Origin of the sequence: Streptomyces antarcticus (assembly GCF_026627255.1) — a bacterium.
Classification (GTDB): domain Bacteria; phylum Actinomycetota; class Actinomycetes; order Streptomycetales; family Streptomycetaceae; genus Streptomyces; species Streptomyces antarcticus.
The window spans coordinates 16,765-33,152 of sequence record NZ_JAPNLM010000023.1; the positions used below are offsets into that span (position 1 = coordinate 16,765).

Consider the following 16,388-nt stretch of genomic DNA (forward strand, 5'->3'; position numbering starts at 1 on the left):
TCCCGGGGGCCGACCGGCGCTCAGCCCTCGCCTGCGGGACCTTCGAGGGCGGCCCTGGTGGCCTCGGGAAGGGGCTGGGCGGGGCGCTCCAGGGGCGGGAGATGCGGGAGGGCGTCCCAGGCCACGGCGCGCGCACGCAGGTCCGTACGCACCTTCTCGGCGACTTTCCGGGTGTCGCGGCGGTTCATGACGGCTCCGACGGCGGCGCCGACCATGAACGGGATGAGGTTCGGCAGGTTGCGGACCATCCGCTTGGTGATCTGCTGGCGCAGCTCGCGCTTCATCTGGCCGCCGAGCGCGGCGTTGAGCGTGGTCGGCTTGGTCAGGTCGACCCCCCGCTCCTCCGTCCACGAGGTCAGGTAGGCGAGGCTGCGCTCCTTCAGGTTCCCGGGCGGCCGCTGGCCGTAGACCTCGTGGAGCTCGGCGATGAGCTTCAGCTCGATCGCCGCGACGGCGGTGACCTCGGCGGTCAGCTCGGCGAGCATGGCGGGCGGGACGGGCAGCATGGCGGCCGCCCCGACGCCCGCGCCGACGGTGGAGGTGGCGTTGGCGGCGCCCGAGATCAGCTTGTCGGCGAGCTGATCGGGGCCGAGGTCCGGGAACTGCGCGCGCAGCGTCGCGAGGTCCCGAACCGGAACGCGCGGTGCGTTCTCGATGATCCGTTCGGTGATGTACAGGGCGGCGCCCCTGACGCCTTCGCCGCCCTTGCGTACACCGTTGCGGACGGATCGCAGCCGACGAGCCCCGGACCGCTGCCGGGCTCCCTCGCCGGTCTCTGTGTCCGACGGCACCGCCGCGGCGGTGTCGGCGGGCACGGCTGTCGCCTCAAGGGCGGAGCCGCCGGGAGCGCCAGGACCCGTTTCCGGGCCCGTGATCGCCACCTGCGTCTCCGCCGGTTCACCAGACTTTCGCAAGCGCCGCTTGCGAAATGGTGTCGAGCCAGCCACGGCCGTCGCCTCTCAGTCGCAGTCGCGACAGATCGGCTGACCGTTCTTCTCACGTGCCAGCTGGCTGCGGTGGTGCACCAGGAAGCAGCTCATGCAGGTGAACTCGTCGGCCTGCTTGGGCAGAACCCGGACGGCCAGCTCCTCGTTGGAGAGGTCCGCACCGGGGAGCTCCAGGCTCTCGGCCGAGTCGAACTCGTCCATGTCCGAGGCCGAGGACGACTTGTCGTTACGTCGGGCCTTCAGCTCTTCAATGCTGTCGTTGTCGACGTCGTCGTCGGTCTTGCGCGGGGTGTCGTAGTCCGTTGCCATTGTTCACTCTCCCCCTCTGGGTGTTAGCGGTGTCTCAGCGCACGTAACGCGCGAGAGGCCGGACTTGTGCCCGACCTGAGGCGGAGATTTTGCCTCACATCAAGGTCTGTTACTGAATCGACACCCAGCCGCCCACGTGGAGGTGCGAGTGGCTGGGATGACGACCGGGACCGTACACGGTCCGAGGGCCGTCTTGCACAAACGCCACCCCGTGTATTTCCCGCCATCAGGGGGGCCGGAAACCCGGACTTCCCGGGCTTTCCGGCCTCCCTGGAGTCACCGAACGCACATGCGCGGACACCGGACCCTGTGATCGATCACACAGGGCCAGCCGTCTGCACATGCCACGCGTTCAGCCGTCAGCGAACACGGGCTGAGGTTCTCACATGGGAAGAGTGACACGCATCACGAGGCCACCGCCTTCCCGGGGTACCGCCTGGATCCTTCCGCCGTGTGCGCGCGCCACGGAGCGCGCGATGGAGAGGCCGAGCCCGACACCCTTGTCGCTGCCCGTTCGCTCCGTACGCAGCCGCCTGAAGGGCTCGAACAGGTTGTCCACCTCGTACGCGGGAACAACGGGACCCGTGTTCGATACCAGGAGGACCGCCTGACCGTGCTGCGCCTCGGTGGTGACCTCAACCCAGCCGCCCTCCGGCACGTTGTACCGGAGGGCGTTCTGCACCAGGTTCAGGGCGATCCGCTCCAGCAGAACGCCGTTGCCCTGGACCACGGCCAGGGCGCGCTCGCCGCGGATCTCCACGCCCTTCGCCTCGGCCTCGGCACGGGCCTGGTCGAGGGCTCGCGAGGCGACCTCCGCGAGGTCCACGGGCTTGCGCTCGACGATCTGGTTCTCGCTGCGGGCCAGCAGCAGCAGGCCCTCGACCAGCTGCTCGCTGCGCTCGTTGGTCGCCAGGAGGGTCTTCCCCAGCTGCTGGAGCTCCACCGGGGCCCCCGGATCGGAGAGGTGCACCTCCAGCAGGGTCCGGTTGATCGCCAGCGGCGTGCGCAGCTCGTGCGAGGCGTTCGCCACGAAGCGCTGCTGCGCCGTGAAGGCCCGCTCCAGCCGGTCGAGCATCTCGTCGAAGGTGTCGGCGAGCTCCTTGAGCTCGTCGTCCGGCCCGTCCAGCTCGATCCGCCGGGTCAGGTCGGAGCCGACCACCCGGCGGGCGGTACGGGTGATCTTGCCCAGCGGCGAGAGCACCCGTCCGGCCATCGCGTAGCCGAAGGCGAAGGCGATGATGCTCAGCCCCAGCAGGGCCATCAGCGACCGGCTCAGCAGGTCGTCCAGCGCGTGCCGGCGCTGCTCCAGGACGCACTGGTTGATGGCGGCGTTGAACTGGCTGTGCGTCTGCTCGATGCCCACCACGCCCGGGCACGTGTTGCTGGAGACCTTCACCTGCTCTCCGCCGACGATCTGGAACGGGAGCGCGTTGCCCTCCCGCAGGGCCTGCGCCGCGAGCAGGTAGATGATCGACAGCAGCAGGATGCCGGCGATCAGGAACATCCCGCCGTACAGCAGCGTCAGGCGTATCCGGATGGTCGGCCGCAGCCACGGGAAGGGACCCTCGGGCTGGCCGGGGTCCCAGGTCGGTTTCGGCGGCGCGGGCGGTGGCGCCGGATTGGCTGCCACGCGCATCAGATCCGGTATCCGGAACCGGGTACGGTCACGATGACCGGCGGCTCGCCCAGCTTGCGCCGCAGGGTCATGACCGTGACCCGCACGACGTTGGTGAAGGGGTCGGTGTTCTCGTCCCAGGCCTTCTCCAGCAGCTGCTCCGCGGAGACGACGGTCCCCTCGCTGCGCATGAGCACCTCAAGCACCGCGAACTCCTTGGGCGCCAGCTGCACCTCCCTGCCCTCGCGGAACACCTCGCGGCGGTTCGGGTCCAGCTTGATCCCGGCCCGCTCCAGCACGGGCGGCAGGGCGACGGTCGTACGCCGCCCGAGCGCCCGGACGCGGGCCGTCAGCTCGGTGAAGGCGAACGGCTTGGGCAGGTAGTCGTCCGCCCCGAGCTCCAGTCCCTCCACGCGGTCGCTGACGTCGCCGGACGCCGTCAGCATCAGCACGCGGGTGGGCATGCCGAGCTCGACGATCTTCCGGCAGACGTCGTCGCCGTGCACGAGGGGGAGGTCCCGGTCGAGCACGACCACGTCGTAGTCGTTCACTCCGACGCGCTCCAGGGCGGCGGCGCCGTCGTACACGACGTCCACGGCCATGGCCTCCCGGCGCAGTCCGGTGGCCACCGCATCGGCGAGCAGCTGCTCGTCCTCGACGACGAGTACGCGCACGTCGTTTCCTTCCTCCGAGCCCAGAAGGGCACACGTGTGTTGCGTCGCCCATCCTGCCCCTTTCGGCGGTAAACCGGCTGTAAGGCGTCGCGCGCAGGGGGCACGGAGGGGCGGGCGGGACGGAAGTGAGGATTGCCTGTCCTCGCGAGGTTTCTGGGCGTGCGGCGCCGGGGAGGACGTGAGCACACCCCAATCCACTCCCTGACGGCGGACTGCCACGTGCCGCCGCCGACCCACGAAGAGGGGGCGAACCCACCATGGACGCATTCACCGCTGGTCTCCTGCAGCGCATCCGGGCCACCCAGTCGGACCTCCGGCAGGCCCGCGAGGCGGGCGACGACTTCCTCGCGGAAGTGGAACAGGCGGAGCTGGAGGACCTCCAGCGACTGGCCGCCGAGCACGGCGTCCCGGTCACCACCGAGCACGGCGTACCCGTCACCGCCGCCGTGCCCGCCTGCTGAGCCCGCACCCCCACCCGGTACACCGAACCCCGGCCGCCCCTCGGGCGGCCGGGGTTCCGTCATGTCACGGCCGGGGTCACGGCCCGCTCCCGCCCCGGCGGGGTCAGTCGTGCCAGGCCCCGGCCTCGTCCAGGAGCGGCTGGAGCGAGGCGAAGACCGCCGGGGTCGCCGCCAGGGCGAGCTCCCCCGAGGCGGGCTTCCCCGGACGGCCGCCGGTCACGGCGCCCGCCTCCCGGGCGATCAGGTCGCCCGCCGCCAGGTCCCACGGGTTCAGCCCGCGCTCGTAGTAGCCGTCCAGCCGGCCGGCGGCCACGTCGCACAGGTCCACCGCCGCCGACCCGCCCCGCCGGATGTCCCGCACCAGCGGGATGATCCGCTGCCCGACCGCGGCCTGCCGGGCCCGCCGAGCCTGGATGTACGCGAACCCCGTGGCGACCAGCGCCTGGTCCAGCGGCGCCGCCGCCCGGCAGGCGAGCCTGCGCCCGCCCAGCCACGCTCCGCCGCCGAGCAGCGCGTGGAACGTCTCCCCGCGCATCGGCACCGCCACGATGCCCACCACCGTCTCACCGCGGTACTCGGCCGCGATCGAGACGCTCCAGCCCGGCAGCCCGTAGAGGTAGTTCACGGTGCCGTCCAGCGGGTCGACGACCCAGCGCACGCCGCTGGTCCCCGGGACGTCCGCGCCCTCCTCGCCCAGCAGCCCGTCCTCGGGCCGCCGACCGGCGAGGATGCCGGTGATCAGTTTCTCCGCCGCGATGTCCATCTCGGTCACCACGTCGATGGGGCTGCTCTTCGTCGCCGCGACCGCCAGATCGGCCGGCCGGCCGTCGCGCAGCAGCTCCCCGGCCTGCCGGGCGGCCTCCAGGCCCACGTCCAGCAGTTCGGCCTTCAGCTCTTCGGAGATCACGCTTCGCCCTCTCAGGTCCTCGCCACCGCTCAGGTCCTCACGCGTACGGGCTGTCGGCGCCCGCGGCCGCCGGCCGGGGTGCCCGCGCCGGGCAGCAGCCCACCGCGCACACGTCGTGGCTCGCCCCGAGCAGCCCCACCGCGCACCGCTCGACGGGCAGGCCCCGCTCGGCCGAGGCCCGTTCCAGCAGCAGTTCCCGCACCGCCGCCGCGAACCGCGGATCGGCCCCCACCGTCGCCGACCGCGCCACCGGGAACCCCAGCTCCGCCGCCTTCGCCAGCGCCTCCGTGTCCAGGTCGTACAGGACCTCCATGTGGTCCGACACGAAACCGATCGGCACCATCACCGCCCCCGCGGCCCCCGCCCCGTGCAGGGCCTCCAGGTGGTCGCAGACGTCGGGCTCCAGCCACGGGATGTGCGGGGCCCCGCTGCGCGACTGGTAGACCAGCTCCCACGGCAGCCCGAGTCCCGTCTCCGCCCGCACCGCGTCCGCGATCACCCCGGCCACGTCCAGGTGCTGGCGCACGTACGCCCCGCCCTCACCACCGGTCGTGTGCTCCCCCACCGGGCCCGAGGCGTCCGCGGCCGCCGTCGGAATGGAGTGCGTGGTGAACACCAGGTGCGCCCCGGCCCGCGCCTCCTGCGGCAGCGAAGCCAGCGAGGCCAGCACCCCGTCGATCATCGGCCGCACGAAACCGGGGTGGTTGAAGTAGTGCCGCAGCTTGTCCACCCGCGGCGGCTCCACGCCCTCCCCGGCCAGCACGGCCAGCGCGTCGGCCAGGTTCTCCCGGTACTGCCGGCAGCCCGAGTACGAGGCGTACGCGCTGGTCGCCAGCACCGCGATCCGGCGGCGCCCGTCCGACGCCATCTCCCGCAGCACGTCCGTCAGGTACGGAGCCCAGTTCCGGTTGCCCCAGTACACCGGCAGGTCCAGCCCGTGCTCCGCGAAGTCCTTGCGCAGCGCGTCCAGCAGCTCACGGTTCTGCCCGTTGATCGGACTCACCCCGCCGAAACCGAAGTAGTGCTGCCCGACCTCCTTCAGCCGTTCGCGCGGGATGCCCCGCCCGCGCGTCACGTTCTCCAGGAACGGCACCACGTCATCGGGACCCTCGGGGCCGCCGAAGGACAGCAGCAGCAGGGCGTCGTAAGGGGCGGCGGGTCCGCCGGAAGGCGGGAGGAGCTGGTCTGACATACCCGGAATCCTGCCACCCGCCATCCCCGGGCGGGAAACAGACCCTCCCGTCCGGGTCGTCCCGGCGCGCGCGCGTCCCCGGCGGCCGTAACCTGTACGGGCCGCTGACATCCCTTACGGAGGGCCCGTGCCCAGTCCCTACCGCGCCATCTTCGCGGCCCCTGGCACGAAGGCGTTCAGCGCCGCCGGACTCATCGGCCGGATGCCGCTCTCCATGGTCGGCGTCGGCATCCTCACCATGATCTCGGAGATCACCGGCCGCTACGCGATGGCCAGCGCGCTCACCGGAACCCTCGCGCTGGCCGCCGCGTTCTTCGGCCCGCAGATCTCCCGCCTGGTCGACCAGTACGGGCAGCGGCGCGTCCTGCGTCCCGCGACCCTCGTCTCCGTGGCCGCGGTGACCGGCCTGCTGCTGGCGGCCGCCAACGGCCTGCCCGACTGGACCCTGTTCGTGTGCGCCGCCGTCGCGGGCTGCGTACCGAGCGTCGGCTCGATGATCCGGGCCCGCTGGACCGTGATCTACCACGACTCCCCGCGCGAACTGCACACCGCGTACTCCTTCGAGTCCGTCGTCGACGAGGTGTGCTTCATCTTCGGGCCGATCCTCGCCATCGGCCTGTCCACCACCTGGTTCCCCGAGGCCGGCCCGCTGATCGCCGCCGTGTGCCTGCTCGTGGGCGTCTGGCTGCTCACCGCGCAGCGCTCCACCGAGCCGGCGCCGCACCCGCGCGGGGAGCACACGGACCGCACCTCGGCGCTGCGCTCCCCCGGCCTCCGGGTGCTGACCGCCACGTTCGTCGCGACCGGCGCCATCTTCGGGTCCATCGACGTGTCCACCCTCGCCTTCGCCGAGGAGCAGGGCGCCAAGTCCTCGGCGAGTTTCATCCTGGCGATCTGGGCGCTGGGGTCCTGTATCGCCGGAATCGTCTTCGGCCTGCTGCACCTCAAGGGCCGCAGCGAACTGCGCTGGCTACTGGGCGTATGTGCGATGGCCGTGAGTATGATCCCCCTCCTACTGGCCGGGAACCTTCCGTTTCTGGCCGTGGCGCTCTTCGTCTCGGGCCTCGCCATCGCTCCCACGATGATCACGACGATGGCCCTGATCGAGGCGCACGTACCCCGCGCGAAGCTGACCGAGGGCATGACCTGGATCAGCACCGGCCTCGCGGTCGGCGTCGCGGTCGGCTCCTCGGTGACCGGCCTGGTCATCGACGCGGCCGGCGCGCAGCGCGGGTACGTCGTCTCCATCGCGGCGGGGACGGCCGCGGCGGCGGTTGCGTTCGCGGGATACCGCCGGCTGACGAAGCCGGCGCAAGGGGAGGAGCCGGCTACCGATGGGGATGGCGACAGCAGGGAAGAGCCGCGGGGCGACCGCGTGGCGTAACTGGGCGGGGAACGTCACCGCCACACCCGCCCGCGTGGTGACCCCGGCCTCGGTCGGGGAGCTCCAGGAGGCGGTCCGCCGGGCCGCCGAGGAGGGTCTGCGGGTGAAGGCGGTCGGCACCGGCCACTCCTTCACCGCGGCGGCCGCGACGGACGGGGTGCTCGTACGCCCCCAGGCACTGGCCGGGATCAAGCGGATCGACCGGGCCGCGGGCACCGTCACGGTGGCGGCGGGCACGATCCTGAAGGACCTCAACCGGGCCTTGGCCGCCGAGGGCCTGTCGCTCACCAACATGGGCGACATCATGGAGCAGACGGTCTCCGGCGCGACCAGCACCGGTACCCATGGCACCGGCCGCGACTCGGCCTCGATCGCCGCCCAGATCCGCGGCCTGGAGCTGGTCACCGCGGACGGCCGGCTGCTGGCCTGCTCCCGCGAGGAGAACCCCGAGGTCTTCGCGGCGGCCCGGCTGGGCATCGGGGCGCTCGGCGTCATCACGGCGATCACCCTCGCCGTGGAGCCGCTGTTCTTCCTCACCGCCCGGGAGGAGCCGATGGGCTTCGAGCGGGTGACCGCCGAGTTCGACGAGCACGTCGCGGAGAACGAGCACTTCGAGTTCTACTGGTTCCCGCACACCGGCAACTGCAACACCAAGCGGAACAACCGCAGCCAGGGCCCGGCCGCCCCGCCCGGCCCGGTGAGCGCCTGGATCGAGGACGAGCTGCTGTCCAACGGCATCTTCCAGGCCGTCAACTCGATCGGCCGCGGGGTCCCGGCGGCCATCCCCTCCATCGCCCGCGTCGCCAGCCGCGCCCTGTCGGCGCGCACCTACACGGACATCCCGTACAAGGTGTTCACCAGCCCGCGCCGGGTGCGCTTCGTGGAGATGGAGTACGCCCTCCCGCGCGAGCGGCTCGTCGCGGCGCTGCGGGAGCTGCGGGCGGTGGTGGACCGCTCGGACCTGCGGATCAGCTTCCCGGTGGAGGTGCGGACGGCCCCGGCGGACGACATCACGCTGTCGACGGCCTCGGGGCGCGAAACGGCGTACATCGCGGTGCACATGTACCGGGGCACCCCGTACCAGGCGTACTTCACGGCGGCCGAGCGCGTCTTCACCGCGCACGGCGGCCGGCCGCACTGGGGCAAGGTGCACACCCGGGACGCGGAGTACTTCGCGCGGGTCTATCCGAGGTTCGGCGAGTTCACCGCGCTCCGGGACCGGCTGGACCCGGACCGGGTGTTCGGCAACGACTACCTGCGGCGCGTCCTCGGCGCATGAGCCGGGGCGCACGCCCCGTCAGGAGCCGCTCGGCTGCCCGGTCCCGCCACCGGCGGGCGGGGCCGGCGGGGTCGCGGGGCCCGGGGTGGCCGGGTTCGAGGGCCTGGCGCTCGGACTGGCCGGCGGGCTCGGGGTCACCGGCGGCGGGCTCGGGGTGACCGGAGGGCTCGGGCTGCCGGAGGGCGAGGTGTCCGGCTCGGGGCTCGGGCTCCGGCCGCCGCTCCCGCCGCCCGCGCCCCGCGAGCCGGAGGGGTGGGGGGAGGGCGTTGCGGACTCCGGGGTCCCCCCGCCCTCGCGGCCCTTGCCGCCGGTGCCCGGGCCCTGCCGGCGCTCCTCGTCCTTGTGGTCGCGGGCCGTGCCCGCGCCGCCGGTGAGCAGGGTGCGGCCGTCGGAGCTGACGGAGGTGCCGGCGATCGCCTCGTAGGTCCCGAGTCCGCCCATCGCTATCGCGAAGGCGGCTCCGGCGGCGACGGCCGTGCGCTTCCACCCCCGTACGCGGGTGCCGTGGACGGTGGCCTGCCCGAAGTCCCCGTCGGGTTCCGGGCCGGCCGGGACCGCACGCAGCAGGATCGTTCCGTCGGGCAGCTTCTCCTCCGCGGGCGGTTTCCCGTCCGCCGGCGGCTTCGTGAGGAGCGGCACCTGCCGGGCTCCGGGCCGGACGGTCTCGCGCAGCTGGTCGCCGGTGCGCCGGAAGAAGTGCTGGATGACGGGTCCGCCCGCGGTGGCGACCACGCTGACCACCGCCGCCCCGCCGATCGTCCCGTAGACCCCGAGCTGCGAGGCGAGCACGGCCGCCGCGACCGTCGCGAGGGAGGTCCCGGCCACCTGAGCCACGCTCAGGTCGAGCTTCTTCTTCTCCGGTTCGACGTCCTGCGTAGCCTTCTGACCCATCGCCATCCCCTGCGTGTCCTGCCTCTCGCGCGTCATCCCTTACAGGAGTTACTGACACCTGGGCGAAACGATTAGTTCCGTTTCGGGGGATTCTGTGAAGCAGGACACCTGAGAGCGGACACCCGCGCAGGTCGGAGCCGACGCAGGGCAGCCCAACTCCCGCCACCGGCGAGAACTTCGGCGGCGCGGCGGTCCACCCAGGTGGCCCGAATGGAGTACTGTGGCGAGCCCTGGGGCCGTCCTTCCTTTCGGATGTCCGGACTCGGGAGAGGGGGCCGGCTGATGGAAAACGGCACTCAAAGACCGGTGATGCCGCGGTATTGCACGGGTGCCTGCTGCGCACAGTAACCGTTCGGTCACTGTGCGTGCCCAACAGGTAACCGTGCCATGCCGGCGATCAAGGGCGCATGCCCGACACGCCGGTTTAACTCGGCAAGGTTGTGGCAGGCTGCACCCGGGCAGGCCACACTCGACTAGCGGAAGCAGCGACGCACGTGACGTCGGCAGGCACCACCCGGGAGGTCCCCATGCCCGAACTGCGTGTCGTGGCCGTCTCAAATGACGGCACACGACTGGTGCTCAAAGCTGGGGACAGCACGGAGTACACGCTTCCGATCGACGAGCGGCTGCGGGCCGCCGTGCGCAACGACCGCGCACGGCTGAACCAGATCGAGATCGAGGTCGAGAGCCACCTCCGCCCCCGCGACATCCAGGCCCGCATACGGGCCGGAGCCTCCGCGGAGGAGGTCGCCCAGCTCGCCGGCATCCCCGTCGACCGCGTACGCCGCTTCGAGGGCCCCGTGCTCGCCGAGCGCGCCTTCATGGCCGAGCGGGCCCGCAAGACGCCCGTGCGCCGGCCCGGCGAGAACACCGGACCCCAGCTCGGCGAGGCCGTGCAGGAGCGGCTGACGCTGCGCGGCGCCGAGAAGGAATCCGTCCAGTGGGACTCGTGGCGCCGCGACGACGGCACCTGGGAAGTCCTCCTGGTCTACCTGGTCGCGGGCGAACCGCACTCGGCGAGCTGGACGTACGACCCGCCGCGCCGGCTGGTCGTGGCCGTCGACGACGAGGCCCGCTCGCTGATCGGCGAGTCGGACGACCTCCCGGCGACGCCCGAGCCGAGCTTCCCGTTCGTGCCCCGGATCGCGCGGCTGCCGCGCGACCGGCCGCTGGACCGCGCCCTCGACCGCCAGCTGGAGCGGCCCGTCGCGCCCACGCCGGACGCGGAGGAGGAGCGGGACACCCTGACGAGCCTGCTGGAGGCCGTCCCGAGCTTCCGGGGCGACCTCGTGGTCCCGGACCGCACCGAGCCGCCGGCCGAGGAGCCGGAGGCGGAGGAGCCGCCGGCACCCGCCGCGTCGGCGGGCGCGGGCTCCGCGTACGCCGACGTCCTGATGCCCCGTACGGTCGCGGGCCACCGCGACCGCCTGACCGGCACCACCGACCGCCAGGCCGAGGCCGACGGGGTCCGCCCCGGACGGCGGGCGGCCGTACCCAGCTGGGACGAGATCGTCTTCGGCACCCGCCGCAAGAAGCAGGAGTAGCGTCCGCCGGGCCGCGGTCGCGCCGCAGGCACCCCGCCCAGGGCGGGGTGCCTGCGGCGGGCTACTCCGGGTCCGGGCCCGTGGCCACCGGGCGGGAGGGGTCGGCGGACCACTCCGACCAGCTGCCGGCGTACAGGTCGGCGGTGATGCCCGCCACCTCCAGGGCCAGGACCTGATGGGCGCCGGAAACCCCCGAGCCGCAGTACACGCCGACCGGGGTCCCGTCCGAGGCGCCGAGCCCGGTGAAGCGGGCGCGCAGTGCCGCCGACGGCAGGAATCGGCCGTCCGGCCCCACGTTCTCCGCGGTCGGCGCCGACAGCGCGCCCGGAATGTGACCGCCGACCGGGTCGATCGGCTCGACCTCGCCGCGGTAGCGCTCCCCTGCCCGGGCGTCCAGAAGCACCCCCACACGGGCCCGCTCGGCGGCCTGGTCCGCGTCCAGCAGCCCGACAGCCCCCGGGGTTGGCTTGAAATCGCCTTCCTCCGGAGTCACCCGGTCGGCCGTCACCGCGCCGCCCGCCTCGGTCCAGGCGGCCAGGCCCCCGTCCAGGACCCGTACCCCCGGGTGACCCGTCCAGCGCAACAGCCACCACGCCCGGGCCGCGGCCCAGCCCTGGCCACCGTCGTACACGACCACCGGTGTGCCCGCGGAGACGCCGGCCCGGCGCATCACCGCTCCGAAGGCCTCCGGGTCCGGCAGCGGGTGGCGGCCGCCCGACCCCGCCGGACCTGCCAGTTCGCGGTCGAGGTCGACGTACACGGCGCCGGGCAGGTGCCCGGCCTCGTACGCCGGCAGCTGGTCGGGGCCGCCGAGCTGCCAGCGGACGTCCAGCAGGACCGGAGGCCGGGGGCCCGCCAGCTCGCTCTTCAGTTCGGCGGCGGAGAGGATCGCAGAGGTCGCAGTCATGCGGGTCATCTTCCTCCCAGCCCGCCGCCCGCGGCACGGGGGCGGCGCCCGCGTGACAAGCCCGTCACGGGCGGGGGCGCACCGATCCGGTCATCTCTGCCCCGGGCCCGGCCGATGCGGCGCGGTCGGGGCGCGCCGAGCCCTCCGGGGTGGAAGCATCAGCACCGGCAAGCGGGACGACGGAGGAGACGCTGACATGACCGAGGCAGCGAAGGCAACGCGGCGCACGCCCGGCACACCGTGCTGGGTGAGCCTCATGGTGCACGGCCTCGGAACCACCGAGGACTTCTACGCGGATCTGTTCGGCTGGGAGTTCGTACCCGGCCCGGAGCAGCTCGGCCCGTACGTACGGGCCCTGTTGAACGGCAGCGAGGTGGCCGGCATCGGCGAGATGCCACCGGACCGGCACCTGCCGGTGGCCTGGACCACGTACCTGGCCACGGACGACGCCGACGCCACCGCCGAGGCGATCCGCTCCTGCGGGGGCACGGTCGCGGTGGGCCCCCTGGACGCCGGCACCGCGGGGCGGGTGGCCATCTGCTCGGACCCGCTGGGCGCGATCTTCGGGATCTGGCAGGCCCAGACCCCGATGGACACCGGGATGCACGGCGCGCCGGGCACTCCGGTGTGGAACGAGCTGGTCACCCAGGACACGTCCACGGTCGGCAAGTTCTACGAGCACGTCTTCGGCCACGAGGCCCAGACGCACGCCACCGCCTCCGACGACTTCGACTACCTGACCCTGTACCTGGACGGCCGGCCGGTGGCCGCGGTGCACGGGGTCGGACGCTCGCTACCGCACGACCGGGGGCCGCACTGGATGGCGTACTTCGAGGTCGAGGACACCGACGCCGCCGCCGAGCGGGTCGCGGAGCTCGGCGGCCGGATCGTCGAGCCGCCCCGCGACGGGGTCAGCGGCCGGCTGGCAGTCGTGGCGGACCCGGAGGGCGCGGTCTTCACCCTGGTGCAGTCGCGGCGGGGGTGAGGTCACGCGGGGGCCCGGCCGGTGAGGAGGCGAAGCCCCGCCGGGCGCCGGCGGAAGGGTGTGACGAGGCCGGAGGGGCAGGGTATTCGGCCGTCCCGCCACACGGCGCCGCCCGGTCGGCGCGAGCGCCGGCCGGGCAGCCGATGGAGACCGTGGCGGGGTTCGAACCCGCGTAACCGGCTTTGCAGGCCGGCCCCTGAGCCGCTCGGGCACACGGTCGTGGTGGTGCTGTTGCTGGTGCTGGTGTTGCTTCGTCTCTGACCGTACGGGCACGGGTGGCCGCCGGGGAAGGGCGGCGCCCGGGCCGCCATACACCTGACACACGCCGTTCACGCTCGCCCCGAGGGCCCCTTCCGGCGCACCCGCGTACGGTGACCGCCCCGTTCCGGCGGGAGCTCCGCTCGGGGCGAGGATCAGGACTGCACGGCATCCGGGGGCGACTGCCGCCGACGGACGGCGAAGTACCGCCGCCCGGTGGCCGGTTCGGCGAACCCGGCAGCGCCGTCATCGGTGATCGGACCCGTACGGACGCGGCGTCACCGTACGGCGGTATCGTCAGGCCCGGCCTGGGGTGCCGGCCGTGGTGGATGACCGCCGACCCCAAGTGACCGTCTCCGGCCCGTGGTTGCCCGCCGCGAAGGACACAGCGAGTGAGGAACCCGTGACCCGCACCACCCCGCCCCGCCCGGTCGACGCCGAGGCTCTGTTCCCCGCCCTCGCCGGGCACCGCCGCACCAGCACCCGCCTCCACCCCCGCTCCGGCACCCCGGCCGCCGATGACAGTTCGGTGGCCGGGCCGCTCCTGTGGCCCGCCGGTGAACCGTGGCCCGTGTGCACCGCGGCCCACCGCAAGGGCAGGGGACACCTGCTGTCGGACGTACGCCTCCGGCGCCGGATCCTCGACGGGGCATGGCACCGCGACCCCGCCACGGGTCCCACCGACGCGGAACGCGAGGTCCTCGGCAGCCTCCGGCCGGGACGGCACGCTCCGTACATCGGTGACGCGGATCCGGTCCCGCTCCTCGCCGTCGCGCAGCTCTTCGCCCGCGATGTCCCGGACCTCACCGGACCGGAGGGCTGCGACCTGCTCCAGGTCCTCTGGTGTCCCTTCGAGGCGCACGGTCCCGACCGGACCGTCGACGTCGTACTGAAGTGGCGCCGCGCCGGGGACGTCGGCGGGGTCCTCGCCGTGATGCCGGAGCCCGTGGTGGTGGGCAGGGCCGAATGCGTGCCGAACGCGTGCGTGCTCCACCCCGAACAAGTGGTGGAGCACGAGTACGAGGGCCTGCTGGACGAGGACCTCCAGGAGTCCGTCGAAGCGTGGGAGGGGGGAGACGACGAGGGCGAGGACGGCGACGGCAACGGCGATGGCGACAGCGACGGCGCGTGGGGCACCCGCGCCCCGTCCGGCTTCGGCACGTACGAGGAGTACGCGGCCGCCATGGCCGCCGCGCACGCGGACGAGGACGCCGAGGTCACCTACCGGGGCGACCTGTCCATCGCGCCCGGCTGGAAGGTCGGCGGCTTCGCCTCGTGGCACCTCACCGACCCGGCGGACATCGACTGCGGAACCTGCGGAACGCCCATGCCTCCCCTGCTCACGGTGGCCGCCGGTGAATGGGACGGGGGCTGCGAGAGCTGGATCCCGCTGGAGGACCGGGCCGCCGTACCGGACAGCCGGATCAGCGACCCGACCGGCGTCCACCTCGGCCGCGGCCTGATGCGCGTACACACCTACCCCGCCTCCCCGGCGCACCCCCACCGGCTCAGCTTCCAGTAGACGGTCACCCCGGACGCCGCCGTCACCCCCGTCATCCCGCGGAAGTGGCGGGGGCGATGTGCGGCGGGTCGTGCGTCAGAGATGACCTCCAGGCGGAAGTCCCCGTGCTCGTCCGCGCGGAGACCGCCCGGGCGGACGGCGGGTGCGGCGGGAAGGCGGGCGGAGTCCTCGGCACCGGCGACCCGGGCGGGCACCTGGAACTCGGCTCCGGCCAGCGCAGCCATTTACATCTGCCGGAGCCTGTCATTGGCCTCGCCGGGGGTGAACCGGGCCGGGTCGAACCCCGCCCCGGAGTCAAGGCCAAGCCACCGCACGAGGTCGTCGTGCTCCGTCCACGTCGGATCGGCGAGAGTCCGCTTGAGGTCTTCATAGGCCTCGGCGCCTCCGCAGTCCTCAGGAGGGCAGGCGCCGGAACCGGCTACGCAGACGGGATAGCTCCGGTCTGCCTCGGCTGCGAGCCGGTGCTCCACCGTGACGCGGTGGTCCCAGGAGTCACCGAAGTCGTACGTGTACGCAAGGCTCCCTCCCTCCTTGAGCAGGGCGCCGAGAGTGACGCCCCGCTCGTCCCCGAAGTCGAGGTCGGTGCTGGCCCGGCCGTACTGGACGCCGTCCACGGTGAAGGCGTGCATATGGCTGTTCTCCCAGCCCATGACAGCCTGGATCACGGCATGCGCTTGGTCGAGCCGGGCCGCGGCCGACACCAGCACACGTCGCCAGACCGCCGGTTCGACAACGCCCTCCAGATCGATGCGCAGCTGGAACACCGGTTCTCCGGGGAGCGGTTCGCCGCGCATCACGGCCACGGCCCGCCTGCCCTGACCGGTCAGCTCCACGGTGTCATCGTCGCTTCGGACGGCCCCGAGGGCCACGAGTGTGTCGAGCAACAGCCGCACGTCACGGTCGTTGCTACCGCGCCAGCCCCGCAGCCGCTCGGGCGGCACGTCATCGAGGACGTAGGGAGCGGTCACCGCCTGCCACACCGCTCTGCGCAGCGTGTCGCCGGCGACCGGGCCGCGAGCCTCGTACAACCGATGCAGCAGCGCCCGCAGGCCGGCGGCGTACTCCTGCGAGAAGACCGACTCAAGCCACCCCGAGACCAGTACGGCACTCCCGATGCGCGGTACCGCTTCGAAGAGGGCGTTCCACAGGCCGTCGGGCCGGTCGAGCAGCCGGGCGTTCTTCTTCACCGGCAGCAGACGGCCACCGGCAACCCTCAGCAGTCGGGCGGCCTTGGCCCATTCCACCAGCAGGTTGAGGTGGTACAGCTCCTCGCTGGACTTCGTCTTGAACGTCCGGTCACCGATCACCGGGTCCATCTGGTCGCCGGTGTCCAGCAGCTCCACCAAGGTCCGGGCGTCCGCGAGGGTGATGCGGCCGGTCTGCGTCAATTTCCGTCCCGCGCCGATCCACCCGACCAACTCCCGTACCTGTCCCGCTGACTTGTCATGAGACTCGTCCACAACCGCTCCGTTCCGGGCCCTCGCCGCCTCGCCGAACCTACCCTCCCGCACCG

Annotated in this window: 16 protein-coding genes and 1 tRNA gene; 6 read left to right on the plus strand and 11 right to left on the minus strand. The window is 72.9% G+C overall.

Features of this window, described 5'->3' with window-relative positions; all coding sequences use genetic code 11:
• Positions 1-20: 20 nt before the first annotated feature.
• From OTB16_RS28725 to OTB16_RS28740, 4 genes are all read right to left on the minus strand, one after another.
• A complete protein-coding gene (locus tag OTB16_RS28725) occupies positions 21-947 on the minus strand; it encodes a hypothetical protein (RefSeq protein ID WP_267723726.1) in 927 nt (308 codons plus the stop codon).
• Between the two features lie 12 nt (positions 948-959).
• A complete protein-coding gene (locus tag OTB16_RS28730) occupies positions 960-1,256 on the minus strand; it encodes a DUF4193 domain-containing protein (protein WP_267723728.1) in 297 nt (98 codons plus the stop codon).
• A gap of 382 nt (positions 1,257-1,638) precedes the next feature.
• On the minus strand, positions 1,639-2,886 hold the full coding sequence (locus OTB16_RS28735) for a sensor histidine kinase (protein WP_267723730.1): 1,248 nt from the start codon (positions 2,884-2,886) through the stop codon (positions 1,639-1,641).
• A 5-nt stretch (positions 2,887-2,891) separates the two neighbouring features.
• Positions 2,892-3,545: a response regulator transcription factor gene (locus OTB16_RS28740; RefSeq protein ID WP_030036265.1), complete on the minus strand. Its 654-nt coding sequence runs from the start codon at positions 3,543-3,545 to the stop codon at positions 2,892-2,894.
• 257 nt (positions 3,546-3,802) lie between these two features.
• Here OTB16_RS28740 and OTB16_RS28745 point away from each other — a divergent pair, with 257 nt between their 5' ends.
• Positions 3,803-4,006, plus strand: a complete 204-nt coding sequence (locus OTB16_RS28745) for a hypothetical protein (protein ID WP_267723739.1) — start codon at positions 3,803-3,805, stop codon at positions 4,004-4,006.
• 103 nt (positions 4,007-4,109) lie between these two features.
• Here OTB16_RS28745 and OTB16_RS28750 read toward each other — a convergent pair whose 3' ends face one another.
• The gene (locus OTB16_RS28750) at positions 4,110-4,913 is read right to left on the minus strand and encodes an inositol monophosphatase family protein (protein ID WP_420717819.1); all 804 of its coding nucleotides are present in this window, start codon (positions 4,911-4,913) and stop codon (positions 4,110-4,112) included.
• 37 nt (positions 4,914-4,950) lie between these two features.
• Positions 4,951-6,105 carry a ferrochelatase gene (locus OTB16_RS28755; protein WP_267723741.1) on the minus strand — a complete coding sequence of 385 codons (1,155 nt, stop codon included), beginning with the start codon at positions 6,103-6,105 and terminating at the stop codon, positions 4,951-4,953.
• 127 nt (positions 6,106-6,232) lie between these two features.
• On the opposite strand from OTB16_RS28755, the gene OTB16_RS28760 reads away from it, so the two are divergent.
• Both OTB16_RS28760 and OTB16_RS28765 read left to right on the plus strand, forming a co-directional pair.
• Positions 6,233-7,489, plus strand: a complete 1,257-nt coding sequence (locus OTB16_RS28760; protein WP_267723743.1) for an MFS transporter — start codon at positions 6,233-6,235, stop codon at positions 7,487-7,489.
• Entirely contained in the window at positions 7,440-8,768 is a 1,329-nt protein-coding gene (locus OTB16_RS28765) for a D-arabinono-1,4-lactone oxidase (RefSeq protein WP_267723745.1), read from the plus strand. The genes OTB16_RS28760 and OTB16_RS28765 overlap by 50 nt, the downstream gene beginning before the upstream one ends.
• Before the next feature lie 18 nt (positions 8,769-8,786).
• On the opposite strand, the gene OTB16_RS28770 is transcribed toward OTB16_RS28765, so the two are convergent.
• Positions 8,787-9,659, minus strand: coding sequence for a hypothetical protein (locus OTB16_RS28770; protein ID WP_267723747.1), 873 nt, complete (start codon positions 9,657-9,659; stop codon positions 8,787-8,789).
• A 494-nt stretch (positions 9,660-10,153) separates the two neighbouring features.
• Here OTB16_RS28770 and sepH point away from each other — a divergent pair, with 494 nt between their 5' ends.
• The gene (sepH, locus tag OTB16_RS28775) at positions 10,154-11,203 is read left to right on the plus strand and encodes a septation protein SepH (RefSeq protein ID WP_267723749.1); all 1,050 of its coding nucleotides are present in this window, start codon (positions 10,154-10,156) and stop codon (positions 11,201-11,203) included.
• Positions 11,204-11,264: 61 nt separating this feature from the next.
• Here sepH and OTB16_RS28780 read toward each other — a convergent pair whose 3' ends face one another.
• Entirely contained in the window at positions 11,265-12,110 is an 846-nt protein-coding gene (locus OTB16_RS28780; protein ID WP_267723751.1) for a sulfurtransferase, read from the minus strand.
• Between the two features lie 196 nt (positions 12,111-12,306).
• Between OTB16_RS28780 and OTB16_RS28785 the strand changes: the two genes are divergently transcribed.
• On the plus strand, positions 12,307-13,095 hold the full coding sequence (locus OTB16_RS28785; protein ID WP_267723752.1) for a VOC family protein: 789 nt from the start codon (positions 12,307-12,309) through the stop codon (positions 13,093-13,095).
• Between the two features lie 144 nt (positions 13,096-13,239).
• On the opposite strand, the gene OTB16_RS28790 is transcribed toward OTB16_RS28785, so the two are convergent.
• Positions 13,240-13,314 (minus strand) — tRNA-Cys (locus OTB16_RS28790).
• A 442-nt stretch (positions 13,315-13,756) separates the two neighbouring features.
• Between OTB16_RS28790 and OTB16_RS28795 the strand changes: the two genes are divergently transcribed.
• Positions 13,757-14,875: a hypothetical protein gene (locus tag OTB16_RS28795; protein WP_267723754.1), complete on the plus strand. Its 1,119-nt coding sequence runs from the start codon at positions 13,757-13,759 to the stop codon at positions 14,873-14,875.
• On the opposite strand, the gene OTB16_RS28800 is transcribed toward OTB16_RS28795, so the two are convergent.
• Both OTB16_RS28800 and OTB16_RS28805 read right to left on the minus strand, forming a co-directional pair.
• On the minus strand, positions 14,830-15,099 hold the full coding sequence (locus OTB16_RS28800; RefSeq protein WP_267723757.1) for a hypothetical protein: 270 nt from the start codon (positions 15,097-15,099) through the stop codon (positions 14,830-14,832). The genes OTB16_RS28795 and OTB16_RS28800 overlap by 46 nt on opposite strands.
• Positions 15,100-16,335 carry a plasmid pRiA4b ORF-3 family protein gene (locus OTB16_RS28805; protein ID WP_267723759.1) on the minus strand — a complete coding sequence of 412 codons (1,236 nt, stop codon included), beginning with the start codon at positions 16,333-16,335 and terminating at the stop codon, positions 15,100-15,102. It abuts the gene before it with no gap.
• Positions 16,336-16,388 lie beyond the last annotated feature (53 nt).

Coding starts and splice junctions, on each gene's coding strand:
- OTB16_RS28785 (WP_267723752.1), top strand. CDS start 12,307: ATGACCGAGGCAGCGAAGGCAACGCGGCGCACGCCCGGCACACCGTGC.
- OTB16_RS28755 (WP_267723741.1), bottom strand. CDS start 6,105: ATGTCAGACCAGCTCCTCCCGCCTTCCGGCGGACCCGCCGCCCCTTAC.
- OTB16_RS28745 (WP_267723739.1), top strand. CDS start 3,803: ATGGACGCATTCACCGCTGGTCTCCTGCAGCGCATCCGGGCCACCCAG.
- OTB16_RS28770 (WP_267723747.1), bottom strand. CDS start 9,659: ATGGGTCAGAAGGCTACGCAGGACGTCGAACCGGAGAAGAAGAAGCTC.
- OTB16_RS28800 (WP_267723757.1), bottom strand. CDS start 15,099: ATGGCTGCGCTGGCCGGAGCCGAGTTCCAGGTGCCCGCCCGGGTCGCC.
- OTB16_RS28730 (WP_267723728.1), bottom strand. CDS start 1,256: ATGGCAACGGACTACGACACCCCGCGCAAGACCGACGACGACGTCGAC.
- OTB16_RS28780 (WP_267723751.1), bottom strand. CDS start 12,110: ATGACTGCGACCTCTGCGATCCTCTCCGCCGCCGAACTGAAGAGCGAG.
- OTB16_RS28765 (WP_267723745.1), top strand. CDS start 7,440: ATGGGGATGGCGACAGCAGGGAAGAGCCGCGGGGCGACCGCGTGGCGT.